A 26,213-nucleotide genomic window follows, 5' to 3' on the forward strand; every position below is an offset into this window, starting at 1 on the left:
GACGATTCTGGCGCCCATACCCGACATCTAGTGTCGCCTTTTCGGCAGGGAGGGCCTCAGCGGGGCCCGGCGCGAGACCCGGCCCGCCGAACGCAGCCTCCGGGCCAGCCTGTCCTTGCGCAGCACCTCCATGCGCAGGAAGAGCGCGAACACCACGGCCATCGTGGCGCTCGCGGCGAGCGAGGCCCGCCAGCCAGCGGGGATCAGCAGCAGTGCCATGAGGGCCGTGCTAGCGGTCATGAAGACGGCCTTGCGGGGCCAGTCGAGGTCGCTGTCCAGGGAGTCGAACTCGATCCGCGTCCTGAGCAGCGCCACCGTCGGCGCCACGTCGGGCAGGGGCTTCAGCGTCCCGGGGCGCATTCCGGGCGCGCGGCCCGCCGCCAGCCTGCTGAGGGCCGCCGTGCCGCGCTCGCGTGCCTCGGGGCGGGGGTCGCGGACCAGCCGGACCTGGAGCGTCTGGCCGAGCCGGCTCGCGTCCTCGTACCGGAAGCCGTACTGCACGGCGATGTAGGTGAGCGAGGCGAGGCGGCGCGGGGATCCGCCGGCGTCGGCCAGGAGGACCGTGTCGCGCGTGGCGATCTGTCTGAGCATGTTCGCGATGAGGCGCTCGTTCTTCTTCATGGGCAGGACAGGGGCAGGCACGCGGACGGCGTGGGTCTGTGTCGGGGTGCGGTCGCGGGGCGCGGTCCGCGCAGCTCGTGGGGAAGGCTGTGCACGGGGGGTCCCTCCAAGGGGCGTCGGATCGGGTGTCCGACGGGTTCGTTGGCTCCGCTCAGGCAGACCGGCGATCTCGTACAACGGTTGTGCACTCTCTTCTTCGACATCTCTGTTCTCCTGTGCTGACCGCCGGTAACTTCCCGCCCGTACACCGTACGGACTCCGTTCCTCAGGGCTGGAGGACATATGCACGGGCCCACGCCGCCCCTGCCCCTTCCCACCGACAGACTGCGGTTCTCGATGCCGCCCACGCACGAGTCGCTCGACGACGAGCGCAGGCACCGCAAGGAACGCCTGGCGGGCGCGTTGCGGCTGTTCGGGCGGCTCGGTTTCGAGGACGGGGTCTCCGGCCACATCACCGCACGCGATCCGGAGTACAGCGACTGCTTCTGGGTCAACCCGTTCGGGATGCCCTTCAAGCATGTCACCGTAGGTGACCTGGTGATGGCCAATGGGGACGGGCAGGTGCTCGAAGGCCGGTATCACGTGAACCAGGCGGCGTTCACCGTGCACGCCCAGGTGCACGCGGCCCGGCCCGATGTCGTCGCGGTCGCCCACTGCCACTCGGTGCACGGACGCGCGCTGGCCGCGCTCGGGGATCTGCTCGACCCGATCACGCAGGAGAGCTGCGCGTTCTACGAGGACCACGCGTTGTACGACGCCTACTCGGGGGTCGCGGTGGACGCCGAGGAGGGGCGGCGGATCGCCTCCGCGCTCGGCACGTTCAAGGCGCTGGTGCTGCGCAACCACGGGCTGCTGACGGTCGGCGACTCGGTGGACGCGGCGGCCTGGTGGTTCCTGTCGATGGAGCGGTCCTGCCAGGTACAGCTCACCGCGTGCGCGGCGGGGCGTCCGGTGCTGATCGACCACAAGCAGGCGGTCGCGACACGGGAGCAGCTCGGCGGGGACCTGGTGGCGTGGATCAACTACCAGCCGCTGTGGCAGGACATCAGCCGCAGCGAGCCGGATCTGCTGTCCTGACACCACTGACCGGCTCACCCGCGGGCAAGCCGGTCGACGGAGTCGGACAGCTCAGGGGAGCCGGGCAGTTCAGCGGAGTCGGGCTGAGGTGTCAGCGGGGAGCCGAGGAGCACTCCTGGGCGAAACGGCGTGCCGTCATCGCCCGGTCGCCGCCCTTGCCGAGCCCGAGCACCGCGGCCTCGACGCGCGCGGTGACCGTCTCGTCGGCCTCCGCGCAGGCGGCCATGTTCGCGCGGAACTTGGTGACGACGTCGGCGTTGGTGAGCGGCCGGGTGTCGTGGCCGCGGTTGACCTGCTCGCGGTGGGTGAGCACCCGTCCGTCGTCCAGTTCGATGCTCAGCACCCCCGAGTAGGCGCCGGGGAACGCGCTCCCGGGATCGTCGGTGACCTCGACCAGGCGGGCCAGGGCGAGGATCTCCTCGCTCTCCCGGGCCTCGGTGCTCAACTCGTCGAGGCCGAAGCGGTCCCGCACGAGCGCGGCGGCCACCGTGAAGGGCAGGCTGAACTTCGCGTCGTACTCGCTGCGGGGCGTGCGCTTGGCGTCCAGCGGCTCGGCGATCACCTTGCCCGGCACGGCATGGATGCCCGCGGTGACCCGGGTGATCCGGGCCGGGTCGGCGCCCTGCCGGCGCAGCAGCAGCGCCGCGTCGATGAACGGATGCGTGAAGTGGCAGGAGGCGTACGGCTTGACCGCCGTGCGGGTCAGTTCCCAGACCTCGCCGAGCCCTTCGGCCACCGCCTCGGGCCGTGCCGGGCGGTCCGCGGTCTGGAGGTGGGTGTTGTAGAGACCGAAGCGGCCCTCGTACACCGCGGGCGGACCACTCCAGCCCACCCGGGCGAAGGACGCGGCCGTCAGCCCGCACATCGCGGCCCAGCCGGGGTGCAGCCGCTTGGTCCACGACCCGTCCTCCAGGAACTCCAGCAGCCCCGCCGCCATGGAGCCGACGATGCCCTGCGCGGTGGCGATGCCCTCCGCGTCGAGCCCGGCGAGCTTGGCGGCCACGGTCGCGGCGCCGAAGGCACCCGCCACCGCCGTGGGATGGAAGCCGCTGTCGTGGAAGTGGCCCGCGCCGCCCAGGCCGACCCGGGCGGCGACCTCGACGCCGAGCACGTAGGCGGCGAGCAGTTCGTCGCCGCCCCGGTCGCCCCGTACGGCGGCAGCCAGCGCGGCGGGCAGGGCGCTCGCGGTGACGTGGGTGACCGCGGCGATGTGGGTGTCGTCGAAGTCGAGCCCGTGCACGAGGACGCCGTTGAGCACGGCGGCGTCGCGCGGTTCGAGCCGCTCCGGGCGCCCCAGTACCGGGGAGTCCCCGTTCCCGGCACCCGTACCGGCATCTGTCCCGGGTGCCGACCCGGACGGTGAGTCCGGGCCCAGTGCCGTCGCGGCGGCCTCGGCGAAGTCCCGGTCGGCCGACACGAAGGCGAGGCCGACGGCGTCGAGGATCAGATGCCGGGCCCGCTCGGCGACCTCCTCGGGGATGGCGTCCAGGGTGAGTCCCGCGGCGAACCGGCCCACGCGCAGCGCGAGACCCGCCTCCGCCCCTTCGGGGGTCTCCGGTGCCCTGTGCTCGTGCTCCGTGGGCTCGTGCGCCGTCATGCGACCACCGCCTTTCCGGCCAGCAGGGACTTGGCCACCACCGTGCGCAGCACGTCGTTGGTGCCCTCGCCGATCGCCATGAGCGGCGCGTCCCGGTAGAGGCGCTCGACCTCGAACTCCGTGGAGTACCCGTAACCGCCGTGGATGCGCATCGAGTCCGTGGCGCAGCGCATCGCCGTCTCGGACGCGAAGATCTTCGCCATGCCCGACTCGGTGTCCATGCGGCGGCCCGCGTCCATCTGGGAGGCCGCCCAGTACGTCAGCAGCCGGGCCGCCTGGAGCTGCGTGGCGATCTCGGCGAGCCGGAGCTGGATGGCCTGGAAGTCGCCGATCGGGTGCCCGAACGCCTGCCGGTCACGGGCGTAGGCCAGCGCCTCGTCGTACGCCCGCTGGGCCACTCCGACCGAGCGCGCGGCGATGTTGATCCGGCCGGTCTCCAGCGAGGACAGCGCCTGCTGCATGCCGCGTCCCTCCACCCCGCCCAGCAGCGCGGAGACCGGCACGCGGACGTCGGTCAGGACGACCTCGCAGGACTCCGGGCCCTTGTAGCCGAGCTTGCCGATGTCCTTGGTGACCTCGAACCCGGGTGAGTCGGTGTCCACGAGCAGCACCGACATGCCCTTGTGCGCGGGGGACGCGGTGGGGTCGGTCTTGACGAGGACGGGCAGCGGGTTGGCGTACCGCGCGTTGGTGATCCACATCTTGGTGCCGTTGACGACGTAGTGGTCGCCGTCCCGCCGTGCGGTGGTGCGGATGCCCTGGAGGTCGGTGCCGGCTCCGGGCTCGGTGAGCGCGAAGCCGGTACGGCGCTCGCCCGTGGCCAGCTCCGGCAGCAGGGCGCGCTTCTGCTCCTCCGTACCGTGCCGGTTGATCATCCAGCAGGACACCGAGTGGCTGCCGAGGATGCCGGCCACGCCCATCCAGCCCCGGGAGATCTCCTCGAAGGTGAGCGCGAAGGAGACGGTGTCGGCGCCGAGGCCGCCGTACTCCTCCGGGATCACGAGGCCGAAGAGGCCCAGCTCCTTCATCGTCCCGACGATCTCGGTCGGATAGCGGCCCGCGGCCTCGTACTCCCGGGCGACGGGGAAGATCTCCCGCTCGACGAAGTCGCGCAGGGTCTGGCGGTACATCTTTTGTTCCGGGGTCAGGTCGAGATCCACGGCGCTCTCCGGGGTGGGTGCGGGTGATGGACGGCTGATGAGGGAGGAGGGGAGGAGGGGAGGAGGGGGCGGAGGGAGGAAAGGGGGAGAGAGGGGGCGAAGGGAGAGGGGGGCGAGGGGCGCGGCCAATCAGACCGCGGTGGGACCGGGCCCGGCGGGTTCGCCGGGGGCCTCGGCCGGAGTCTCGGCCGGCGCCTCCGCCTCGGCCGGGGTGTCCCCGAACGCGCCGCGCGCGCGGGCCTCCGCGATGCGGGTGTCGTCGTACCCGAGGCCGTGCAGCACGGACTCGGTGTGCTCGCCGTACAGTGGGGCCCTGCGATGCTCGTCGGCGGAGAGCGGCGTACCGACCCGTACCGGCGAGGCGACCGACGACATCCGCCCGTAGCGCGGGTGATCGGTCCGTACCACCATGCCGCGGGCGAGGGTGTGCGGGTCGGTGAGCGCCTCGTGCACGTCGTTGATCGGGGCGCACGGGACGGCGGCGGCCTCCATCGGCTCCAGCCACTCGGCCACGGTCCGCGTCAGCAGCACCTCCTCCAGCAGCGGTATCAGCTCGTCCTTGTGGATCCCGCGCTCGGTGAAGGTGGTGAAGCGCGGGTCGGAGGCCAGTTCAGGGCGCCCGATGACCTCGGTGAGCCGCTGCCAGAACTTCTCCTTGGCGCAGCCGACGACCAGCCAGCCGTCCTTCGCCTCGAACGCCTGGAACGGCACCAGCGAGGGGTGCGCCGAGTGCGCGGTGCGCTGCGGCTCCCAGCCCTCGTTCATCTGCCAGGTGCCGACGTAGGTGAGCATGCCGATCGCGGTGTCGTACAGGCTCAGGTCGCAGTCCATGCCGAGGCCGTCGCGGCGCGCCGCGTGGACGCCGGCGGTGAGGGCCATGGCCGCGACCAGGCCACCGCTGTAGTCGACCAGCGACAGACCGGACTTCTGCGGTGGGCCGCCCGGCTCCCCGGTGACCGACATCCAGCCGGCCAGCGCCTGCAGTACGTAGTCGTAGCCGGGCTGTTTGCTGCGCGGCCCCTCCATGCCGAAGCCGGTGAGGGAGCAGCAGACGATGGCGGGGTTGATCGAAGCCAGGTCCTGGTAGCGGATGCCCAGCTTGGCGGGGACGTCGCCGCGCAGGTTGGAGTAGACGGCGTCGGCGGAGCGCACCAGGTCCTCGAAGACCTCGCGTCCCGCGGGGCTGCGGATGTCGAGTACGACGGAGGACTTGTTCCGGTTGAAGGACTCGAAGAAGAGCGAGTCCTGGCCCTCGTTGAAGGGTGGCACGTACCGCCCGATGTCGCCGTCCGAGCGCGGGTCCTCGATCTTGATGATCTCGGCGCCCAGGGCTGCCAGATGCAGCGAGCCGAAGGGACCGGCGCCGTACTGCTCCAGCGAGACGACCCGGACGTCCTCCAGCGGCTTCACTCTCCGCTCCCCGCGGAGTCCGCGGCTACGGGGTCCGCCGGTACGGGCAGTGGTTTCCGGGCCGCGGGGAAGCGGGACTCGGCGCCGGCCGCGCCCTGCTTGTGGACGAAGAACGAGCGCTTGAAGCTGAGCACCTCCTCACCGTCCTGGTTCAGCATCCGCGAGTGCACGGTGACGATGCCGGCCGTGGGGCGGGAGCCGGACTCGCGCTTGGACAGCACGACGGACTCCGTCCACAGGGTGTCCCCGGCGAACACGGGGTGGGCGAACTTCACGTCGTCCAGACCGAGGTTGGCGAAGGCGTTCTGGGTGACGTCGATGACGCTCTGGCCGACCGCGATGGCCAGCGTGAGCGTGGACACCACGAGGGGCCTGCCGAACTCCGAACCGGCGCCGACCTGTTCGTTGAAGTGCGCCTGGTTGGTGTTCATGGTCAGCAGCGTGAACCAGGTGTTGTCGGTCTCGTTCACGGTGCGCCCCAGCGGGTGCTGGTAGACGTCCCCGACGGTGAAGTCCTCGTAGTACCGGCCCTGCCATCCGGGCTTGATGCTCATGTGCCAGCTCCTTCTCGACCTCCACCCCGAGGGGGCAGCGCCTCCGGCTCACAGCGGGGGAGGTGTGTCGCCGACGTTAAATGTCAAACATTTAGTCCGTCAAGGGCAGAGGTATCCGAGGAGGATCCACGGTGCGTCCGCCGCCGGTCCGTTCGGCCGTACGGGTGTCGGGCCCGGTAGCGTGACCGGCATGCAGTCAAGTGGACGCCCCCAGCTCGGTTATGAACGCGTCGCCGAGATCCTGCGCAACATGATCCTCAGCGGCGAGATGCTGCCCGGTGAGCGGCTGCCGTCCGAGGGTGAGCTGACCACCCGGATGGAGATCAGCCGCGGCACGCTCAGGGAGGCGCTGCGGGTGCTCTCCTCCCAGAAACTGCTGATCACGACCCGTGGCGTGAACGGCGGGACCTTCGTCGCCGAACCCTCCTTCGAGGACGTCTCCGAGTACCTGAGCGCCTCGCTCGGGCTGCTCAGCCGCGGCCGGGTCTCGGTGTCGCAGCTCCTGGAGGTGCGCGCCATGCTGGAAGTGCCGGCCGCCGGGCTAGCCGCCCGCCGCCGCAACGAGGCCGACCTGGAGCGACTGGCCTCCTCGATCGTGCTGGTGGGCAGCCAGGACGCCCCCGAGGGGGCCCGCTGGAGCGCCAACAGCAACTTCCATGTGCTGCTGCTGCGGGCCGCCGGCAACCCGCTCCTCGACATGATCACGCAGCCGGTCTTCACGGTGCTGCGCGAGCGCTTCCTGCGGGAACGCGCGGACGCGTCCTTCTGGCGCACCGTCGCCGACGAGCACGCGGAGATCTTCGAGCACGTGCGGGCCGGCCGCGCCGACGCGGCGAGCCGCGCGATGCGGCTGCACCTCGCCGCGCTGCGCGAGACGTACACGCGCATCGACGTCACACAGGTCGAGGCGCCGGTCGAGGCACGGGCCGAAGCGCAGGCCGAGGCGCGGGCCGACTCCACGCGCGGCGAGGACGACTAGGCGGTCTCGGCGGGACCCGGGGCGCGCATCCTCGCAATTAAATGTTGCAGGGGTATTGCGTACGAAAATGTAAGACGTTTACTGTTCCCGGCAGTCGTGACCCGCGACATCGAGCTCAACGTGTTCGCGGGATGCAAGCCGTACGCCGCCGGCGCCAGGGCCCCACCCCCCGCCCTCCCTCCGGTCCCGCGACGCGCCGCGCGGAGGTGAGCCGTCCGGTTCTCCCGCCGCCACGAGCCCGCCAACGACAGTGCGAGGCAGACACCATGACAACGACAACCAACGGTGAGGCCCGGCCCCCAGCCGCACACACGCCCTCGGCCACCGCCCGGCTGGACCGCATCCCCGTGGCGACCAGGTCCCACCGCAGATGGGCCGTGCTGCTCGGCTTCCTCTTCAGCTTCGACCTGATCGACCTGAACACCTTCGCCTACGTCGCTCCCCGGCTCCGCGAGCAGTGGGACCTCTCGCTCGACACGGTCGGCTACGTCACCTCCATCGGCTTCGCCGGCATGTTCATCGGCGCCCTGCTGGGCGGCCGGCTCGCCGACCGCTTCGGCCGCCGCCGCGTGCTGCTCGGCGCCGTCGTCTTCTACTCCGTCTTCTCCCTGCTGTCCGCCCTCTCGTTCAACGTCTGGCAGCTGGGCGCCGCCCGCTTCCTCACCGGGATCGGCCTCCAGGCGATGACCGGAGTGCTGCTGGTGTGGGTCAGCGAGATGTACCCGCGGGCGCTGCGCGGCCGGTACCAGTCGTGGATCCTCGTCCTCGGCTTCACCGGCGTACCCGTCGCCGCGTGGGTCTCCCGGTTGGTCATCCCGATCAGCACGGAGAGCTGGCGGTGGGTCTTCGTCGTCGGCGCGCTGGGGATCTTCGGCGTGCTCGTCGCCGCCCGCATCCTCCCCGAGTCCGTCCGCTGGCACGTCGCACACGGCCGGGAGAAGGAGGCGCTCGCCCTCGTCGCCCGCCTGGAGGCCGAGGCCGTCGCACAGACCGGCGCCGAGCTGCCCCCGCCGCAGGAGACCCCGCAGCCGCCCCGCGCCCGCCTGGCCGACCTGCTCACCGGCCGCAACCGGCGCAGGCTGATCGCCACGTCACTCGTCTCCGTGTTCCTCATCCTGTGCTTCTACGGCTTCAACTCCTGGCTCCCCACCCTCCTCGTGGAGAACGGCTACACCCAGTCCGAGAGCCTCACCGTCACGTCGTGGCTCGCGGCGGCCGCCGTACCCGGCGCGCTCCTCGCGATCCCCTTCATCGACCGCTGGGACCGGCGCCTGATGCTCCTGGGCATCGAGTCCTGCGTGGCCGTGCTCCTGCTGGCGTTCGGCGTCGTCGACGGCGGCGCCGCGCTGATCGTCTGCGGGTTCCTCGCCACGATGCTGCTCCAGTGCGGCGTGGCCGTGCAGTACACGTACATCCCCGAGGTCTTCCCCACCCCGTTGCGCGGACTGGGCGCGGGTGTCGCCACCGGGTTCGGCCGGCTCGCGGGCGTGATCGGCGGTGTCAGCGTCGGCTGGATCTACCGCACGTTCGGGTTCACCTCCGTCTTCGTCTACCTGGCCGTGATGGCGCTGCTGATGGGCCTGGTACTCGTCGTCCTCGGGGAGCGGACGACCAATGTGGCGCTCGACGCCATCGGCGCGGACGAGAAGACAGACACACGCAAGAGGAGCACGACATGACGGACGCCCTGCCCGTGGGGACCGCACGCAGCGTCCTGTTCGTGCCCGGCTCCCGCCCCGACCGGTACGCCAAGGCCACCGCCGTCGGCGCCGACCTGGTCGTCGTCGACCTGGAGGACGCCGTCGGTCCGGGCGACAAGGCGACGGCCCGCGCGTCCGCGTTCGGCTGGCCGGGCCTGCCAGGTGTCGCCGTACGGATCAACGCCGTCGGCACCGACTGGTACGAGGCGGACCTCGCCGCGGTCCTGGCCGCCCACGCGGACGGAGCCGGACCCGCCGCCGTCCTGCTGCCCAAGGCCGACGCGGACACGACCGCCACCGCCGCGGGCGCGCTGCCCGCGGGCACCGCCCTGCTCCCGCTGGTCGAATCGGCCCGAGGGGTGCGCGACGTGGACCGGATCGCCGCGTGCGAGGGCGTCGTGCGGCTCGTCTTCGGCAGCGTCGACTACGCCCACGACATCGCGGCCACCCCGCGTCCGCCCGCCGAGGACGAACTGCTGTACGCGCGCAGCGCCCTGGTCAACGCCTCCAGGGCCGCCGGGCTCGCCGCCCCGGTCGACGGGGTGACCCTCGCCCTGGACGACGCGGAACTCACCGAGCGCGAGACGCGGCGCGGCCGTGACCTGGGCTTCGGCGGCAAACTCTGCCTGCACCCGCGCCAGCTCCCCGGCGTGCACCGCGCGTTCCTGCCCACCGAGGCCGAGATCGCCTGGGCCCGCCGCGCCACGGAGGCGGTCCGGCGGTCGGACGGCGGCGCGGTCCGGCTCGACGGCGAGATCATGGACAAGCCCCGCCTGCAGCAGGCGATGCGCATCCTGGCCGGCTGAGCGGGACCTAGAAGTCGCGGAGCACGGCCGCCTTCGTCATCGCGAACTCCTCGTCGGTGAGCACGCCGTCGCGGTGCAGTTCGCCCAGCTCCCGCAGCCGACGCAGGAGTACGTCGTGGATGTCCTGCGGGCTCACTTGGACCACTTGGACCACTTGGCCCGCCTGGGCTGTCTGCGGCGGCTCGGACGCCCGGGACCGCGGCGGTACGGGGTCCGCGTCCCCGGGTCCGTACAGGGCGCGCGGCCGCTCCCTCCGTACCAGCTCGGTGCTCCGGGCGGACGGATGCGGGAGGCGGGCCATGACCGCGGTGGCGACGAGGGCCGTGAGCAGGTCGCGCCGCGCGCTGCCCCACAGGTCGAGCGCGAACGGGTCCTTCTCCGGCGGCAGTTTGGAGAACACCGAGTCCTGGGTCACGAACCGCAGGAAGCCGTCCTCGTAACCGGAGTTGGGCAGCCACTCCACCTGCACGAGATCCGGCAGGCCGATGATGCGTGGGCCCGTCGCGCGCTTCACCCGGTCCGAGGTGTCGCTCCAGTCGATACGGATCCTGGCCCCGTCGAAGGAGACCGTGCCGTCGCTGGAGCGGACCGAGACGGGCACGGGCGGCCCCGGCAGGAGGTACGCCCCGGCCGGTTCCTTGGGGATCTGCTCGATGAGCAGCGCGTGGCGGATCTCCTCGGCGACGTACTCCGCGACACCCGAGCGGTCGATGTCCACCGACAGCCGGTACGGGTCCGCCGTGTCGGGCAGCCTGCCCCCGGTCGCCTGGAGCAGCGGGTCGGCGCCCTCGCGCAGGCGCAGGCGCAGTCGGCCGCGCTTGCGTTCGGGTTCGTAGACGACGCCCGCGACCGCTTCGAGGGGCACGGTGATCTCTCCGTACGTCTGCCGGAACAGCGGCACGGAACGGTGCAGTCCCGGGGTGATCCGGACCGTGCTGCCGTCGAAGGCCCAGGTTCCGTCGCGCTGGATGATCTCGGCCATAACGAAATTCTCGCAGCCGGGTCAACACAGGGGTGGCTGGTTCACCCTCGCTGACCAGACCTGGCGAAACCGGGGGCTGTGGGGTACGGCACAATGCGCTGGCGTCACAAGGCAGATGTGCGGCTGCGCAGATGTGCGGTGGGCGGGTGTACGGCCGATGGATATTCGACGGAGCAGTGCGGAAGGCGGCAACGGGCGTGGCGGTGCAGGAGGCTGGACAGGGCGCGGGGCGTGACGCCGGCCAGGGTGCCGGTCGGGGTACCGGCCGGAGCGGGCACGAGGGCGGCTGCACCTGCGGGAACTGTCCGCACGGGGCACGCGAGGGCCATCGGCGTGCCGTCGCCGCGTTCCTCTCCAAGCGGGACGAACTGGCCTCGGGGCACGGACTGCCGGCCGCGGTCGCGCACTCGGCGGGGGCCTCGCGGCAGTGGGTGTCGGACGCGCTGACGCAGTCCGCGGACCTCGTCGCCGAGCGCGGCCGGGCCGAGGGGGAGGTCTGGCTCGGTCTCGTATGGCGGCGCACCGTCATGACCGTGTGGGGTCTTGTCGTGATTCTGCTGCTGGTGCAGACCTTCACCGCGATCGGGGCGGGCTGGACGTCCGCGCGCACCGCGGGACTGCTCGCGGCGGTCGTCGTGGCCGGGCTGCTGACCGTGGCCTCCTGGTTCCACCGGGCGCGGGGCGGGGTGCTGGCGCCGGTCATCGGCGAGGACAACCGGCTGTCCACCTCCCGTGTGGTGGCGGGCGCGTGGGTGCTGTTCGTCGTCTACGCGGTCCTGGTGCTGGCGGGCCGCCTCGCCGGCGCGTCCTCGCACGCCGAGCGGGACTCCCTCATCGCGGGCCTGGAACTCGCCCGTGGCGCGGGCATCGTGACCGTCCTCGCCGTGGTGTGCGCGATCGCCGTCCTGGTGCGGCGGGTGGTGGGGCTGCGGGTCCTCGGGCAGCGGCTGCAGAAGGTACGGGCCGACCGGCCCCGGGCCGCCGACCTGATGACCGACGACTCGGGCCGCGGGAACTTCGCGGACACGCAGTACGCGGTCCTCGGTGCCGTCGCCCTGGTGTTCGCGGCGGTACGACTGGCCCGGCGGCCCGAGCAGCTGCCGGATCTGCCGTGGGGGCTCGCGGTGGTGGTGCTGGTGTCGGCCGCCACGTATGTCGCCGCGAAGTACGCCGAGGGCGGGCGGCCGGTCATCCTCTCGGTCGTACGGGCACGCGAGGCCGGGGACCTGGACGCGCCGATCCGGACCGGGGACGACATCGAGATCCGGGGGGCCGGTTTCGTGCCGCCCGGGGCGCAGAGTGCGAACCGCCTTTCTCGGATGGTGGTGCGGATCGGCGCCGTGCATGTGCACGTGCCGCTGGTCCCGGTGCCCGGGGGCTTCAGCAACCCGTCGGACGCGGTCCTCACCGTGCCGGTGCCCGCGGACGTGGAACCGGGGCGCGTGGAGGTCCAGGTCGTCACCGCGGCGGGCGTGGAGACGAACCGGGTGGAGATCGACGTGACGGACTGACGGGCCTCCGGGCTGACGGGCTGTGGGGGCTGAGGGGGCTGAGGGCTCGACGGGCTGATGGCCCGTGGGCGCCTTCGGGACCTTGGGGGATCAAAGGGGATGTTCCGGTGGACGTGGTGAAAATTTGTGCGCCCGCTCCTGAGCGGGATCTCGCCGTCGTACGTATTGTCTTGTTGAGGGGTGAACCGTTCGGCGGTTGAGAGGCGGCGTAGGGCTGATGGCTCACGGCATGCGGATGGACACGCACTCCGGATACCTGGACGACGGCGGCGGTGGCGGCGACTGGCGGGACACCGCCATGAGGTACGCGTTGCTTCCGTTGCGGGTCTTCCTCGGCGTCACCTTCATCTATGCGGGGATCGACAAACTCACCGACAGCGCGTTCATGTCCGACTCCGGCGCGGGCTCGATCGGCGACATGATGCGCGCGGTCCGTGACTCGTCGGCCATTCCGGCCCTCCTCGACCTGGGCCTCAAGAGCCCCGTCGGCTTCGGGTACGCCATCGCGCTGGGCGAGCTGGCGGTGGGGATCGGCACCCTGATCGGCCTGCTGGCCCGCCTCGCCGCGGTCGGCGGGGCACTGATCTCCCTCAGTCTCTGGCTGACGATGAGCTGGGCCTCGGACCCGTACTACTACGGCAATGACCTCCCTTACTTGATGGCCTGGCTGCCTCTCGTACTCGCCGGGGCGGGCGTGTTCTCCCTCGACGCCAAACTCCGCGCCCGCCGCAGGCGCCGAGTGGGCGCCTACTAGTCAGGCCTGGCCGGGCTGGGACGTGGGCTCGGGCTGAGACCTGGGCTGGGACGGGGTGGGCCGCGACCCGGGGTTGGCTGAAGGGTCCGGCTGGGTCCCGTCCCATCCCGCTCACCGGGCCCGGTCCGGCTCAGCCCGCCGGCCGTGTGGACGGCTCGCGTCGCCGTCGCCGGCGTATTCCGTGGGCCAGGCTGCCCGCCACGGCCGCCAGGCACAGACCTCCGACGACGATCGGGATCACCGCGAACCACGGGGTGTCCCAGAGGCCGCCCGCGTCGCCGGCGTAGACGACACCCGCCAGGGTGAGGAAGAAGCCCGCGATCAGCCTTCCGGGCTGGAACTCATGACGTGGCACGGGCCACCTCCGCCTGTCCGAGGCCGACTTCGAGCGTGAGGTCGAACGTGCCGCCGTCCTTGCTCCCGTCCGCCGGTGTGAGGGTCACGTTCTTGTGCTTGTCCGGGGCCACGTCCACGTCCTGCTGGTCGTCACCCGGCAACTGGATGTCGCCGATGCCCACTTCGACGCTCAGCCGCACCGTCGCGTCCTTCGGGACGACGACCTTGAGCTGCCCCAGGCCCACCTCGGCGTTCGTCGTCACGGTCTGGCCCTTCTTGAGGTCTATCCGGCTGAGGTCGAGCTTGCCGACCCCCGTGCCCAGGTCGTACCGCTCCTGTACGGCGGCCGCCGTGGCCGGTGTCCAGCCGGTGCGCTCCCAGTGGGTGGTGATGTCGTTCGGCAGAGCCGCCGAGCACGCCAGCAGTCCCGCCGTGACGATCGCGAGGAAGACCGACCCCGCTCCCGTGCGCCCGAGGAACGCGCTGACCGCGATCCCCAGGCCGAGCACGGCCAGCGCGCAGGCCAGACCGGTCTGCAGGCTGGTGCCGAGCGTCTTCTCCTCCCAGGTCAGACCCGTACCGAGCACGCCGGCGACGAGGGCGAGCAGGAACACCGGGCCGCCGATGCGGCGGGGGCCGCGAGGCTTGGTGTCCCGCGTCGGTATGCCCCGGCCGGGGCCGCCGCCGTGCGTGATGGTGATCGCCGCCGCGATGTCCCGGTCCAGGGTGCTCCTGGGGCCCCACAGATAGCCCGTGCCGCCCTCGTACGTCCCGTCTTTGACGATGGGCTCCCGCCACCAGGAGGGGAAGGAGGCGGGAACGGGCGGCGCCTGTGCCTCCGGCGGGGCGTCGGCGACGGCCTGCGCGGCGATGGGACCGCCCCTGCTGGAACGGGGCCGCGCGGTGGGAGAGGGATCGGGGGTGTCGACAGCGCGCTGCCGTGACCAGTAGCCGGCGCCGGCGAGGAGCAGCGCGAGCGTCGCCGCGAAGGTCAGCACGTCGCTGTTGCTCAGCATGGAGAGGAAGACACCGCAGCCGACCAGGGCGAACAGCACCGCGGTCATCGCGTGGCCGTCCACGCGGCCGGTGAGGAGCTTGCGCACCTCGTTCTCCTCTTCGTCCTCGTACGCGACGAAGAGCCAGACGAAGCCGTAGAAGATGAGGCCGATACCGCCGGTCGCGGAGAGCACCGCGAGCACGATCCGGAAGATCACCGGGTCCATGTCGCACTGCCGCCCGAGTCCCGCGCACACTCCGCCCAGCATCTTGTGCCGGCGGTCGCGCCGGAACCTGCGTGGGAGCTCCGGCGCGGGGGACTCGCCCGCGGGGGGTGGGGCGTCGGTCGCGGGGGCGGAGTCCTGTGGCTCGGCGGCCGGGCTCCTTCCCAGGCCGGGCCCCGGCCCGCCCGCGCCCCGTCCCGGGCTCGCGCCCAGGCCGGGGCCCGGTCCGGGGGCTGGGGCGGGTCCCGGGCCCGTTGCGGCGTGCTGCTGATCGCTCATGCGTCCATGGTGACGGCCGCGGGGGGTTGGCGGCAGTCGGGATGACCCTGGCCGAACCCTGAAATCCGGTCCAGGGTCGACCCTCATACCGCTCCCATACCGCTCCCATACCGTTCCCATGCCGCTCCCGTCGCGCCTCCGTCCCGGTCTCGTGCCGGGGGCTCCAGCTGGTTTGTCGGGTGGGGGTCGGGTGTGGCTGGGTGCGCAGTTCCCCGCGCCCCTGAGGGGGTGGGTGGTTGCGGTCGGTTTGTCGGCCCGGGTCGGGTGTGGCTGGGCGCGCCGTTCCCCGCGCCCCTGGGAGGGCGGGGGATTCGGTTGGTTTGCTGGGTGCGGGTTGGTCGTGGCTGAGCGCGCAGTTCCTCGCGTCCCTGAGGGGGTGGGTGGTTGCGGTCGGTTTGTCGGGCCGGGTTGGTCGTGGCTGAGCGCGCCGTTCCCCGCGCCCCTGGGGTGGGTGGGGTTGGGAGATCAGGGGAGTCTTGGGGGTTGACCCTGATGCCTGGCGGGGGTGGGCGTGTGAATATCGATGGCATGCCGGAAGCCGCAGCTCTGACCGTCGAGGACCCGCGGCCTCCGCGCAAGCTCTACCGCAGCAGCGACGGACGCTGGCTCGGTGGCGTTGCGCGGGGGCTCGCAGGGCATCTCGGGCTGCCCGTGATCTGGGTGCGGCTGGTCTTCGTGGGCCTGTTCATGGCGGACGGACTGGGGGCGTTGCTGTACGCGGCGTTCTGGTTCTTCGTCCCGCTCGGTGTCGGTGGCGTGGACGCCGAGAGGCCCCCCGCCCTCGCCACCGAGACCGCCCCCGACGGCCGCCGCAGACTGGTGGCCCGCAAGCCCGACAAGGGCCAGATCGTCGCGCTGCTCGCAATGGTCGTGGTCGCCCTGGTCTTCGTGGGGAACGTGGATCTGAGCGGGGGCGCCAAGGCCTACCTCTGGCCCACCGTCCTCGTCGGCGCCGGCGTCGCCCTGGTCTGGCGCCAGGCGGACAACGCGCGCCGGGCCCGCTGGATGGAGGTCGGCCGCCGCAAACGCACGATCTCGCTGCTCCGCTCCGCCGCCGGGGTCCTGCTCGTCGCCGCGGGAGTCTCCGGGATATTCGTGCTCCAGGGCTCCGCCGCCCACCTCGGTTCGGTCCTGCAGGCCGCGCTCGCCGTCCTCGTCGGGATAGCGCTGCTGGCCGGTCCGTACCTCGTGCGCATGACCCAGGACCTCTCCGAGGAGCGCCTGATGCGCATCCGCGCCCAGGAGCGGGCCGAAGTCGCCGCCCACGTCCACGACTCGGTGCTGCACACCCTCACCCTGATACAGCGCAACGCGGAGAACGCGAGCGAGGTCCGGCGCCTGGCCCGCGCCCAGGAGCGCGACCTGCGCAACTGGCTCTACAAACCGGAAGGCACCGGCAAGGACGAGGCGGAGGAACCCGACACCCTCGCCGAGGCCGTCAAGCGCAGCGCGGCGGAGGTCGAGGACAAGCACGGCGTGCCCATCGAGGTCGTGGTCGTCGGTGACTGCCCGCTCGACGACAGGACCGGCGCCCAGATGCAGGCCGCGAGGGAAGCCATGGTGAACGCGGCCAAGTACGGTGGCGAGGGCGGTGCGGTGCAGGTCTTCGCCGAGGTCGAGGGAAGGACCGTCTTCGTGTCGGTCCGGGACCGCGGTCCCGGGTTCGACCTGGACTCGATACCCGCCGACCGCATGGGTGTCAGAGAATCGATCATCGGTCGCATGGAGCGCAACGGCGGTACGGCCCGGCTGCGCGCGGTGCCGGACGGCGGCACCGAGGTCGAGCTGGAGATGGAGAGGGCGGAGACATGAGCGACGCGAACGAACCGACCGGAGCGGCCGAGCCGGACACCGGCACGACCGGTGTCGGTGCGACCGGCGCTGCCCAGGCGGATTCCGCGCCCGGACGGCGGGTGCGCGTGGTGCTCGTCGACGACCACCGCATGTTCCGTACCGGAGTCCAGGCGGAGATCGGGCAGACCGAGCTGACGGGTGTCGAGGTGGTCGGCGAGGCCGCGGACGTCGACCAGGCGGTCACCGTCATCACGGCGACCCGCCCCGAGGTCGTCCTGCTCGACGTGCACCTTCCCGGCGGCGGAGGCGTCGAAGTGCTGCGCCGCTGCGCGCCGTTGATGAGCGACGCCGAGCAGCCGGTCCGGTTCCTCGCGCTGTCCGTGTCCGACGCCGCGGAGGACGTCATCGGTGTGATCCGGGGCGGCGCCCGCGGTTACGTGACGAAGACGATCACCGGCACCGACCTGGTCGACTCGGTCTTCCGCGTCCAGGACGGCGACGCCGTCTTCTCGCCCCGCCTGGCCGGCTTCGTCCTCGACGCCTTCGCCTCCACCGACGCCCCGCCCGTCGACGAGGACCTGGACCGCCTGACCCAGCGCGAGCGCGAGGTCCTGCGTCTGATCGCCCGCGGCTATGCGTACAAGGAGATCGCCAAGCAGCTCTTCATCTCCGTCAAGACGGTCGAGTCCCACGTGTCGGCGGTCCTGCGCAAACTCCAACTGTCGAACCGCCACGAGCTGACCCGCTGGGCGACGGCACGACGGCTGGTGTGATCCCGGGGGCATGCGTGGGCCCGAACCGGACCGTCTTGCCGATGCCGCCCTCCCGGGGTGCCGCGCCCCGGTTGTCCGCCGGCGCGGTCACCAGCGGGGGCTCCGGGGCGCGGAGCCAGTGGAATGTAGTCCTGCGGTGGGATCGTCGCGTGACGGCGCGCAGGCGCCCGACCACCGCTGGGTCGGGCACCCGGCCAGGTCGGTCCGTTCAGTCCGCGAGCACCTTCCGCAGTGCCTCGGCGAATTCCTCCGTCACCTCCAGGAATCCCGCGTGCCCGCCGGGGAATTCGGCCGGTCGTGAGCCGAGCCGCTCGGTCAGCGCCGTGGCGATGCGGTCGGTGAGCAGTCCGCCCGACGTCCTGCCGACGCCTATGACCACTCGGGCGGGTCCGGACTTCAGCGCGTCGAGGTCGGGCGCGTACGCGGTGGTGCCGCGCAGTTCGTGAGCGAGGTATCGGGCGCTGTCCGCCAGGTCCTGGGCGGAGGGCTCCTGCGGCGGCGGTGCGGGGGCGTCGTCGTCCTCTCCTTCCCTCTGCATACCGGAGACGGCGTGGAACTTGACGAACGCCGCCTCAAGTCCCTGCTGGTGGAAGACCTCGATGACGTCGTCCACGTCCGCGTTCCGGTCCACCGCGTCCGGCAGCACGTTCAGCACGGTCGGCTCGTGCGCGACGAGTGTCCGCACTCGTGCCGGGTGATGCGTGACCAGCGCGAATCCGGTCACACCACCACCGCTGCTGCCGAACACGTCGGCCTGGTCGACACCGAGGTCGTCCAGGATCGCAACGATGTCGTCGGCACGCAGCTCGGGGGTGGAGTCCTGCTCAGGGTCGTCCAGCGTGCTCCGGGAGATGCCCCGGGGGTCGTGCGTGACGACGGTGTAGTGGGCGGCGAGCGCGTCAGCCAGCGGCGAGAAGTGGACAGCGGTCGTCGGCGCGCCCGTGATCACCAGGAAGGGACCGGAGCCCCGTACCTCGTAATAGAGGTGCGCGCCTAAGGTGTCGAGTGTGTGGGTCGTGACCATGTCGGAACCGTCCTTGGATGAGAATCTGAGAACTTGCGATGACCGGTCATGGCCTGCGGTGACGTGAGTGAACTCCGCTGCCCGGTGGGACACATCGCTCGTGGCGTTCATCATCACCTGGCACCGGGACCGCTGGTGGGTGATCGACGGGTTTCGTGCCGATCCACGCGGGCGAGGCGGCGGCCTCGATCCCAGCCGTGATCAACGAGACCTGCGCAGTGCCGGGGCTCAGCTGCTCCAGCCGCCGCCGACCGCCCGGCTCGCCAGGAACGAGTCCCGCAGCGACTTGCGCAGGCCGGGGACGATTCCGTCGAACCGCGCTGCGAGTGTCCTCAACTGCTCCTTGTGCGTACGGCGGTCCGTGCGGCTCCACACGCAGGTCACCTCCAGCTCGACCGTGAACACGGCCATGGCCAGCTCCTCCAGCGGGATCGACGCTGGGTCGGTTCTGTCGAGCACGGTGCCGCGTACCCGTTCCTGGAGGGCGTGCACCGCCTGTGGGTCGGTGACGGTGTAGCTGTCGGCCGGGATGAGGCCCAGTTTCCTGCCGCGGGTGACGGTGATCTCCCCGGCGGCGACGAGCTGGTCGCGGACAGGAGTCTCCGCGAGGTGGCCCTTGTTGTGGATGTAGTTGAGCCAGGCCTTCGGCTTGTTGTCGGGCAGGTCGCTCCACACCCCGGCGGCGAAGGGGTCGTCCGGCGCCTTCCCCGGCTTCCGGATCACCTTTCCTCCCGTGGCGTCGAGGAGTCCGTCCCGAGCCAGCTCGGTCATGGCTCCGGCACGCAGCAACTGGCCGCGGCCCTGCAGGTTGTCGAGCTGGAACTTCCCCTTGTCCACGGTGTAGCAGAGCAGGTAGAGGTGCTGCGGCAGTGTCTGGATCATGTCGTCTCCCCTTGATGCCGATGCCGATGCCGATGCCGATGCCGGAGCTGGCTGATGGCTCGGTTCTTTCTCATGCCCCGCTCATGCCTGGTGGGTCTCGAATCCCAGGTGTTCGGCCAGGAAGCGTTCGGCCGCGGTGTAGAGGACGATCACGTTCTCCGGGTTCTCGATGGCGTGGCCCTCGTCCTCCATGACGATGTACTCGACGGAGACGTCCCGTGCGCGGAGGGCCTCGACGAGCCGGTCGGACTCGGCGAGGACGACGCGGGCGTCGTTGGCGCCGTGCACCACCATCAGCGGCGTACGGATCCGGTCGACGCGGCTGATCGGGGAGCGGGCCAGCATGTCGGCCTCCTGCTCCGGGTCTGCGGGATCGCCGACGTACGTGAACCAGTTGTAGGCGAGCATCGGTTTGACGAAGTCGGGCTGACGGCGCATGAAGTTGGCCAGGTCCGAGATCCCGACGACGTCGACCGCGGCGGCGAAGACGTCCGGCGTGAAGGTGATACCGACCAGTGACGCGTAGCCGCCGTAGGAACCGCCCATGATCGCCACGCGGTCCGGGTCCGCGTACCCCTGGTCCACCGCCCAGCGCACGGCGTCGATGAGGTCGTCGTGCATCTTGCCCGCGAACTCTCCGATTCCGGCCCTGGTGAAGGCCTTGCCGTAGCCGGTGGAGCCGCGGAAGTCGACCTGGAGCACCGCGCAGCCGCGGTTGGCGAAGAGCTGGGCGGCCGGGTGGTAACCCCAGCTGTCCCGGGTCCAGGGACCGCCGTGGACGAACAGGACCAGCGGCAGCCCGGACGGCTCGGCACCGACCGGCAGTGTCAGGTGCAGGGGCAGGGTCAGGCCGTCGCGGGAGGTGATCGACACCGGCCGCATCGGGGCCAGCGACTCGGGGTCGAGGTGCGGCTTGGCCCGGTGGAGCAGGCGGCTCTCGCCGGTGGTGTGGTCGTAGAGGAAGGTGACGCCGGGGTCGCGGTCGTGGGTGAAGCTCGCGATCCACCGCTGTTCGCTCTCGTCGGAGGACAGTCCGGAGAGATCACCCTCGGACAGCTCCTCCAGGTTCTTCAGCACGGCGGCGAAGTGCGGGTCGAGGGCGTGGACGACCTGCCGCTCGCCGAGGTAGCGGACCGCGAGCAGTTCGCCCGTGCGGCGGCTGCGGATCAGGGGGCTGGGCAGGGCGGGGAAGACCCGTGCGCGGGTGTCCAGGTCGTACCGGGGGTGGGAGTCGACCTCGTGCTCCTCGCCGGTGGCCAGGTCGAGGCGGGCCAGGCGGAGGCGGTCGCTCCCGCGGTGCGAGCCCAGCCAGATCCCGGTGCCGTCCGGTGTGACCTCCAGGGGGTAGACACCCAGCGGGGCGTCACCCCCGTCGAACCGCGCCACGGGGTCCGGCGCACCCGTCGCCCCGTCCCACCGGGACAGCTGGACGTCACCGTCGGCCGTCGTGCCCAGCGCGAACAGTTCGCGCTCGCTGTGGAGCCAGCCTTCGACGCCGTTGCCGGGGTTCTGGGCGAGGGTCACGAGGTCGCCGGTGGCGATGTCGAGTTCGACCAGGTCGAACTGGGCCCGGTCGCGCAGGTTCAGGTGGGTGACGACCTTGCCGGGCCGGCTCGCGGGCAGGTCCAGGCCCATGATCCGTACACCGGGGTACGGCGTGAGGTTCACCGCGGGGGCGTCCGGGGCCCGGAGGTCGACGCGGTACAGGTGCAGGTTCTCGTCGCCGCCCTGGTCGCGGGTGTAGAGCAGCCAGCGTGGGTCGCGGGTCCAGTGGTAGTCCGTCACGCCGCGGTCCTCGGTGGTCACGCACCGCGGGTCTCCCGGTGTGTCGACGCTCTCCAGCCAGACGTTCATGCGGTTCTTCCACAGCGCCAGGTACGCCATCTGCTTGCCGTCCGGCGACAGGGTGGTCTTCGCCCGGGGCGGCGGTGCGAAGAAGTCCTCTACGGAGATGGTCTCTCGCTTCTGGTCTGCCATGTCGGTCCTCCTGTAACAGGCGCCCGTAGACGTTCGGTGGTGCGAGAAGGCCAGGCCAACGGGCCTGGATGTCACTTAATGACAGTGTCACTAAATGACATGTGCTGCAAGTGCCCTCTCTGGGGTCGCGTACTCGTTCGAGGGGGATTCGAGGGGGAGGGGGTTGCGGTGAGTGTCACTTAATGCCAAGCTGGCGTTAAGTGACAAGCGGGCAACGCGCCTCGCCCCCCAGACGAACTCGGGAGAACTGACCACCATGAAGGCCAAGAACTTCCTGGAGACAGAGACCGACACGACGGCGGAGCAGACGGCACCGCGACGGCCCTCGGCGCTCGAACAGGCGGGAGGGACCAAGGGGATCGTCTACTCGGCGCTGCCCGCGCTGGCGTTCGTCGTCGCCCACAACTTCAGCGGGATCAAGCTGTCGATCGTCGCCGCGCTCGGCGTCGCGGTGGCCATCGGGGTGGTGCGGCTGCTGAGCAAGGAGTCGGTGCAGCCCGCGGTCGGCGGCGTGTTCGGTGTCGCGGTCGCCGCCGGTGTCGTCTGGTTCACCGGCTCGGCCAAGGACTACTTCCTCATCGGGATCTGGGCAAGCCTGGCCGGTGCGGTTCTGTTCCTGGTCTCCGTGCTGGTGCGGTGGCCGCTGGCCGGCGTGATCTGGAACGTGGCCGCCGGCAAGGGCAATGTCTGGCGTGAGGACAAGCGGTCGCGGTTGTACTACGACGTCGCCACGTTGGTGCTGGCCGCGGTCTTCGGTGCTCGGTTCGGTGTCCAGCAGTACTTCTATGAGACCGACCAGGTCGGCTCGCTGGGTGTTGCCAAGATCGCGATGGGGTTTCCGCTGCTTGCGGTGGCGCTGGTGGTGGTCGCGTGGGCTGCGCGTAGCTCCAACAGGCGGCTGATGGCGGTTGGGCTGCTGCCGGCGAAGCGGGTTTGAGCGCGGCGTCCTACTCGTCCTACTGTCTCGGTGTGCACCGGCTGCCCGATGGGCGGGGTCGGTGCGGCCGTGTGTCCGGGGGTGTTTTCGGGTGCGGGTGGGTGGGGGCTGGGCGCGCAGTTCCCCGCGCCCCTGGGGGGTGGGGGGTTCGGCAGGGTTGTGGGTGCGGGCCGGTGGGGGCTTGTCGCGCAGTTCCCCGCGCCCCTGAGGGGCGCGGGCTGGTGGGGTTGGACGCGCGGTTCCTCGCGCCCTTGAGGGGTGCGGGCTGGTGGGGTTGGACGCGCGGTTCCTCGCGCCCTTGAGGGGTGCGGGCTGGTGGGGTTGGACGCGCGGTTCCTCGCGCCCCTGAGGGGCGCGGGTCGGTGGGGGCTGGTCGCGCAGGTCCCCGTGCCCCTGAGAAGTGCGGGTCGGTGGGGCTGGGCGCGCGGTTCTCCGTGCCCCTGGGTGCGGGGCGACCGGGGGTTGGTCGGCGCTGGTCGGTGTGGGGGCGTGGCGGTCAAGGAGTGCTCACGCTACGCGTGTGGCCCCCGCGAACGGCATCTCGTCGATCGGTGCCAGGCGGACCGGTGCCGATGGATTGGGGGCGTGCACCATCTGGCCGTTGCCCACGTACAGCCCCACATGGCTGATGCCCGAGTAGAAGAACACCAGGTCACCGGGCCGGAGTTCGGACCGTGTGACGCGCCGGCCCGCGTCGATCTGCGCGTACGTCGTCCGGGGCAGCGAGACACCCGCGGAGCGGTACGCGGCCTGCGTCAGCCCCGAGCAGTCGAAGGCGTCGGGACCGGTGGCGCCCCACGCGTACGGGCTGCCGAGCTTCGCGTAGGCGTACGAGACCGCTGCCGCCGCACGGGAGTCGGGGGCCGTGGCGGAGCCCGCTACGACGGCGCGGGAGGCCGAGCCGGAGCGTGAGGCGCGTGCCGTGTCCGGGTCGTCCGCGCCGATGCGGGCCCGGTCCTTCTCCGAGAGGCGCGACAGTAACCGGCGCGCCTCGCCCAGCTTCCCGGTGACCGTCTTCTTGTGCAGTTCCAGGTCGGCCTGCCGCTCCTTGAGCGAGGCGAGTTCGATGTGCGCGGCACCGCGCAGCTGCTCGATCTCGCGCAGCTGTGTGCGTACGCGCGACACCGTCGACGCCTGCCGGTGGCCGGCCCGCTCGGCGAACGCGGCCCCTTCCAGGTACTGGTCGGGTTCCGAGGAGAGCACCAGCCCGAGGGAGGGATCGAGTCCGCCGTCCCGGTACTGGGCGGTCGCCAGCGAACCGAGCGCGTCCCGCTCGGAGTTGAGTCGCTGCGTCCGGCGCGCGGCCTCGTCCTGCAGCGTGTCGTACCGGCCCGCGGCCTTCGTCGACTTCTCCTTCGCCCCGTTGTACTTCTCGGTGGCGACCTCCGCCTCCTGGTACAACTTGTCGACCTTGGCCTTCACCTGGGCCGTCGTCAGCTCGGGTGCGGCAACCCCTGTCCCGTCGAACCCGGTCGCGCTCGCCGCGCCCGCGAGGGCGATGGTGAAGGCGGTGCGGGCCGTACCGCCGCCGAGTGAGCGCCGTCTGGGCTTGCGATGGGCTGCCACGTGCGAATCCACGTTCCTTCGATAGGGCCGCGAGGCGCTGTACGTCCTCAGGGGTTCGGTTGCACGTCCGGCGGCAGCCCGCACAGGGGGAGCAGGCCGCCGCCGGACCCTTCTTCGGCGGTGGTGCCGGCCGCCGCCCTGGCCCGGGCGGCTGTGGTGGGGAGCCGGTCACCTGGGGAAGGACGCTAATCCTGGCGGTGTGCCGGTGGTAACGGCATGTATGGAAATGGTGACAGTCGGGCATGAGTTGATCGGGTACGACCGTGATCCGGACCCGGTGCCACCGCCTTGGCGCGGCGGGCTGACCGATGCGCGGGTTGCGGGGGAGCGGCGGCCCGGACGGTGCTACGGGCGGCCGGAGTGGTGTGCGGCGGTGTCCGGGGCGCTGCGAGGTGGTGTCCGGCGCCCGGTTAGGGTCCGGGCTCATGGACGTACTGATTCATGTCTTCGTCGCCTTGCACATCATCGGCATCGCCGCGCTGCTGGGCGGCTTCCTCAGCCAGCTGAAGGCGATGGGCGACGGCACGGCTCGTTTCACCCCCGCGATGCTCCACGGCGCGCTGACCATGCTGGTCACCGGCGCGGTCCTCGTCGGCCTCAACCAGGCCGACGACCAGACCGTGAACAACATCAAGATCGGCGTGAAACTGGCGCTGCTGGTCGTGATCCTCGGCCTCGTCTATGTGAAGCGCGACGAGGACAAGGTGGAGAAGGGGCTGTTCGCCCTGGTGGGCGGACTCACCGCGGTGAACGTCTTCATCGCGGTGCTCTGGACCTGAGCGTGATCCGGGACCCAGGGGCCGAGGGCCGAACCGTTCCCCGGAGTCTTCTGTGAACTGCCACCGCCCCCGCCGACCCTCTCGCCGCTCCGGCATCGGCGTCGAAAGCGGTCTGGCGGGTGTTCTGGAGTTCACCGAGTCCCGGACCCTGACCGTCAGGCGCGGGTGAGCCCGGGACGACCGCGTGAGAGCGGACCTCTCATCGCCCCGCCCGTCCAGCCCTGTCCGGGTTCTGTCCGAGGACGGAACCCGGACGGAACCCGGAGCGATGAGAAATCGGCGGCTCGCGTGCGTACCTATGAGTGAGGGCGAGTGAGGAGCGGTGTCAGCCGGGCCGCACCACACTGTGGATCGGCATGTAGTAGATCGACTCCTCGCGGACGTACGCGCCCGGCTTGGGCGCGTGGATCATCATGCCGTCGCCGATGTAGATGCCGACATGGCTGATGTCGTCGTAGAAGAAGACGAGGTCACCGGGCTGGGCGTTGTTCACGGAGACCGTGGTGCCGGTCTCGACCTGGTCCCAGGTCGTCCGCGGAAGGGTGACACCGGCGGCCTTCCAGGCGGCCTGGGTCAGCCCGGAGCAGTCGTACGAACCGGGGCCGCTCGCGCCCCAGACGTACGGCTTGCCGATCTGGGCGCGCGCGAAGGCGAGCGCCTTGGCCGCCTTGGAGCCGGCGGTGGAGTCCGAGCCCGACGAGCTCCCCGTACCGCCACCGGTGCCGGTACCCGCACCGGCTCCTGTGTCCTGCTGCGACTGCGCCTCCTGGCGCCGGCGCTCGGCGTCGGCCGCCTGCTGCCGGGCCAGCTCGTCCGCCTTGCGCCGGGCCTCCGCCTGCTTCTCCCGCTCGATCGCGGCGAGCCGGGCCTTCTCCGCGGCGGTCAGCTTCGACAGGAGCCCGCGCGCCTCGGCGAGCTTGCGCTGCACATCCGCCTTGGACGTCTTGAGCGTGTTCTGGGTCGTGGTGAGCGACTCCAGGCCCTCGGACGCCTCCTGCCGCTTCTTCGTCGTGGCGGCCTGGACCGACACGTAGTCGTCGACGGCCTGCTTCTGCCGGGCGGTCAGCCGGTTCATCAGCTGGGTCTGGTCGAAGTAGTCCTGCGGGTTGTCCGCGAGGAGCAGGGAGGCCGTGTCGGGGGCGGCGGCTCCCGTGCGGTACTGCGCGGCGGCGAAGTTGCCGAGCTCCTCGCGCGCGGTGTTGAGCTTCTCCGTGCGCTGCGCCACGTCGTCGAGGAGGGTGTCGACGCGCTTGCGCTGCTTGGTGGTCTTCTCCTTGGCCGCGTTGTACTTCTCGGTGGCCGTGCCCGCCTGCTGGTAGAGGTCGTCGACCTTCTTCTGGACTTCCTCCGTGCTCGGCCTGGGCTCCGCGGCAGGCGAGGCGTTCGCCGTCTGGGAGAGCAGGGCCACCGAGGTCAGGGCCGCGGTGGCGAGGGCCGGCGTCCGCATGCCCATGGCACTGGGGGGCCGCAACTTGCGATGTGGCGCCACGAGGGC

At 71.3% G+C, this 26,213-nt stretch carries 23 protein-coding genes; 10 read left to right on the forward strand and 13 right to left on the reverse strand.

Annotated features, from left to right (window positions below; all coding sequences use genetic code 11):
- Positions 1-27 precede the first annotated feature (27 nt).
- Positions 28-621, reverse strand: coding sequence for a hypothetical protein (locus tag ACLVWQ_RS18980; RefSeq protein ID WP_414110051.1), 594 nt, complete (start codon positions 619-621; stop codon positions 28-30).
- 282 nt (positions 622-903) lie between these two features.
- Between ACLVWQ_RS18980 and ACLVWQ_RS18985 the strand changes: the two genes are divergently transcribed.
- On the forward strand, positions 904-1,698 hold the full coding sequence (locus ACLVWQ_RS18985; protein WP_414110052.1) for a class II aldolase/adducin family protein: 795 nt from the start codon (positions 904-906) through the stop codon (positions 1,696-1,698).
- A 91-nt stretch (positions 1,699-1,789) separates the two neighbouring features.
- On the opposite strand, the gene ACLVWQ_RS18990 is transcribed toward ACLVWQ_RS18985, so the two are convergent.
- From ACLVWQ_RS18990 to ACLVWQ_RS19005, 4 genes are all read right to left on the reverse strand, one after another.
- The gene (locus ACLVWQ_RS18990; RefSeq protein ID WP_414110053.1) at positions 1,790-3,295 is read right to left on the reverse strand and encodes an MmgE/PrpD family protein; all 1,506 of its coding nucleotides are present in this window, start codon (positions 3,293-3,295) and stop codon (positions 1,790-1,792) included.
- Positions 3,292-4,455, reverse strand: coding sequence for an acyl-CoA dehydrogenase family protein (locus tag ACLVWQ_RS18995; RefSeq protein ID WP_414110054.1), 1,164 nt, complete (start codon positions 4,453-4,455; stop codon positions 3,292-3,294). Before ACLVWQ_RS18995 ends, ACLVWQ_RS18990 begins: the two co-directional genes overlap by 4 nt.
- A gap of 129 nt (positions 4,456-4,584) precedes the next feature.
- Positions 4,585-5,865 carry a CaiB/BaiF CoA transferase family protein gene (locus ACLVWQ_RS19000; protein ID WP_414110056.1) on the reverse strand — a complete coding sequence of 427 codons (1,281 nt, stop codon included), beginning with the start codon at positions 5,863-5,865 and terminating at the stop codon, positions 4,585-4,587.
- Positions 5,862-6,419, reverse strand: coding sequence for a MaoC family dehydratase (locus ACLVWQ_RS19005; protein WP_414110057.1), 558 nt, complete (start codon positions 6,417-6,419; stop codon positions 5,862-5,864). The genes ACLVWQ_RS19000 and ACLVWQ_RS19005 overlap by 4 nt, the downstream gene beginning before the upstream one ends.
- A gap of 190 nt (positions 6,420-6,609) precedes the next feature.
- Between ACLVWQ_RS19005 and ACLVWQ_RS19010 the strand changes: the two genes are divergently transcribed.
- From ACLVWQ_RS19010 to ACLVWQ_RS19020, 3 genes are all read left to right on the forward strand, one after another.
- Positions 6,610-7,398: a FadR/GntR family transcriptional regulator gene (locus ACLVWQ_RS19010; RefSeq protein WP_414110058.1), complete on the forward strand. Its 789-nt coding sequence runs from the start codon at positions 6,610-6,612 to the stop codon at positions 7,396-7,398.
- Between the two features lie 266 nt (positions 7,399-7,664).
- Complete coding sequence (locus ACLVWQ_RS19015) at positions 7,665-9,077, forward strand: MFS transporter (RefSeq protein WP_414110059.1); 1,413 nt, start codon at positions 7,665-7,667, stop codon at positions 9,075-9,077.
- On the forward strand, positions 9,074-9,904 hold the full coding sequence (locus ACLVWQ_RS19020) for an HpcH/HpaI aldolase/citrate lyase family protein (protein WP_414110060.1): 831 nt from the start codon (positions 9,074-9,076) through the stop codon (positions 9,902-9,904). Before ACLVWQ_RS19015 ends, ACLVWQ_RS19020 begins: the two co-directional genes overlap by 4 nt.
- A 7-nt stretch (positions 9,905-9,911) precedes the next feature.
- On the opposite strand, the gene ACLVWQ_RS19025 is transcribed toward ACLVWQ_RS19020, so the two are convergent.
- A complete protein-coding gene (locus tag ACLVWQ_RS19025) occupies positions 9,912-10,886 on the reverse strand; it encodes a DUF4429 domain-containing protein (RefSeq protein ID WP_414110061.1) in 975 nt (324 codons plus the stop codon).
- Between the two features lie 197 nt (positions 10,887-11,083).
- On the opposite strand from ACLVWQ_RS19025, the gene ACLVWQ_RS19030 reads away from it, so the two are divergent.
- Complete coding sequence (locus ACLVWQ_RS19030; protein WP_414110063.1) at positions 11,084-12,397, forward strand: hypothetical protein; 1,314 nt, start codon at positions 11,084-11,086, stop codon at positions 12,395-12,397.
- Positions 12,398-12,614: 217 nt separating this feature from the next.
- On the forward strand, positions 12,615-13,151 hold the full coding sequence (locus ACLVWQ_RS19035) for a DoxX family protein (RefSeq protein WP_414110064.1): 537 nt from the start codon (positions 12,615-12,617) through the stop codon (positions 13,149-13,151).
- 130 nt (positions 13,152-13,281) lie between these two features.
- Here the strand turns inward: ACLVWQ_RS19035 and ACLVWQ_RS19040 are convergent, their stop codons facing one another.
- Together ACLVWQ_RS19040 and ACLVWQ_RS19045 are read right to left on the reverse strand one after the other, a co-directional pair.
- Complete coding sequence (locus tag ACLVWQ_RS19040; RefSeq protein WP_414110065.1) at positions 13,282-13,506, reverse strand: hypothetical protein; 225 nt, start codon at positions 13,504-13,506, stop codon at positions 13,282-13,284.
- Positions 13,493-14,986 carry a PspC domain-containing protein gene (locus ACLVWQ_RS19045; RefSeq protein ID WP_414110067.1) on the reverse strand — a complete coding sequence of 498 codons (1,494 nt, stop codon included), beginning with the start codon at positions 14,984-14,986 and terminating at the stop codon, positions 13,493-13,495. The genes ACLVWQ_RS19040 and ACLVWQ_RS19045 overlap by 14 nt, the downstream gene beginning before the upstream one ends.
- Positions 14,987-15,514: 528 nt before the next feature.
- Between ACLVWQ_RS19045 and ACLVWQ_RS19050 the strand changes: the two genes are divergently transcribed.
- Both ACLVWQ_RS19050 and ACLVWQ_RS19055 read left to right on the forward strand, forming a co-directional pair.
- Positions 15,515-16,798, forward strand: coding sequence for a PspC domain-containing protein (locus ACLVWQ_RS19050; protein ID WP_414110068.1), 1,284 nt, complete (start codon positions 15,515-15,517; stop codon positions 16,796-16,798).
- Positions 16,795-17,553, forward strand: coding sequence for a LuxR C-terminal-related transcriptional regulator (locus tag ACLVWQ_RS19055; RefSeq protein ID WP_414110069.1), 759 nt, complete (start codon positions 16,795-16,797; stop codon positions 17,551-17,553). Before ACLVWQ_RS19050 ends, ACLVWQ_RS19055 begins: the two co-directional genes overlap by 4 nt.
- Before the next feature lie 208 nt (positions 17,554-17,761).
- Here ACLVWQ_RS19055 and ACLVWQ_RS19060 read toward each other — a convergent pair whose 3' ends face one another.
- The 3 genes from ACLVWQ_RS19060 to ACLVWQ_RS19070 form a co-directional block, all read right to left on the reverse strand.
- On the reverse strand, positions 17,762-18,577 hold the full coding sequence (locus ACLVWQ_RS19060; RefSeq protein WP_414110070.1) for an alpha/beta fold hydrolase: 816 nt from the start codon (positions 18,575-18,577) through the stop codon (positions 17,762-17,764).
- A gap of 228 nt (positions 18,578-18,805) precedes the next feature.
- Positions 18,806-19,459, reverse strand: coding sequence for a GOLPH3/VPS74 family protein (locus ACLVWQ_RS19065; RefSeq protein WP_414110071.1), 654 nt, complete (start codon positions 19,457-19,459; stop codon positions 18,806-18,808).
- An 81-nt stretch (positions 19,460-19,540) separates the two neighbouring features.
- Positions 19,541-21,436 carry a S9 family peptidase gene (locus ACLVWQ_RS19070; RefSeq protein WP_414110073.1) on the reverse strand — a complete coding sequence of 632 codons (1,896 nt, stop codon included), beginning with the start codon at positions 21,434-21,436 and terminating at the stop codon, positions 19,541-19,543.
- 256 nt (positions 21,437-21,692) lie between these two features.
- On the opposite strand from ACLVWQ_RS19070, the gene ACLVWQ_RS19075 reads away from it, so the two are divergent.
- Positions 21,693-22,373, forward strand: a complete 681-nt coding sequence (locus tag ACLVWQ_RS19075; RefSeq protein ID WP_414110074.1) for a DUF3159 domain-containing protein — start codon at positions 21,693-21,695, stop codon at positions 22,371-22,373.
- Between the two features lie 507 nt (positions 22,374-22,880).
- Here ACLVWQ_RS19075 and ACLVWQ_RS19080 read toward each other — a convergent pair.
- Entirely contained in the window at positions 22,881-23,939 is a 1,059-nt protein-coding gene (locus tag ACLVWQ_RS19080) for an NlpC/P60 family protein (RefSeq protein ID WP_414110076.1), read from the reverse strand.
- A gap of 425 nt (positions 23,940-24,364) precedes the next feature.
- On the opposite strand from ACLVWQ_RS19080, the gene ACLVWQ_RS19085 reads away from it, so the two are divergent.
- Positions 24,365-24,718, forward strand: a complete 354-nt coding sequence (locus ACLVWQ_RS19085; RefSeq protein ID WP_414110077.1) for a hypothetical protein — start codon at positions 24,365-24,367, stop codon at positions 24,716-24,718.
- Positions 24,719-25,043: 325 nt separating this feature from the next.
- Here the strand turns inward: ACLVWQ_RS19085 and ACLVWQ_RS19090 are convergent, their stop codons facing one another.
- A complete protein-coding gene (locus ACLVWQ_RS19090) occupies positions 25,044-26,207 on the reverse strand; it encodes an NlpC/P60 family protein (RefSeq protein ID WP_414110078.1) in 1,164 nt (387 codons plus the stop codon).
- Positions 26,208-26,213 lie beyond the last annotated feature (6 nt).

Origin of the sequence: Streptomyces sp. CWNU-52B (genome assembly GCF_047444975.1) — a bacterium.
GTDB lineage: Bacteria > Actinomycetota > Actinomycetes > Streptomycetales > Streptomycetaceae > Streptomyces.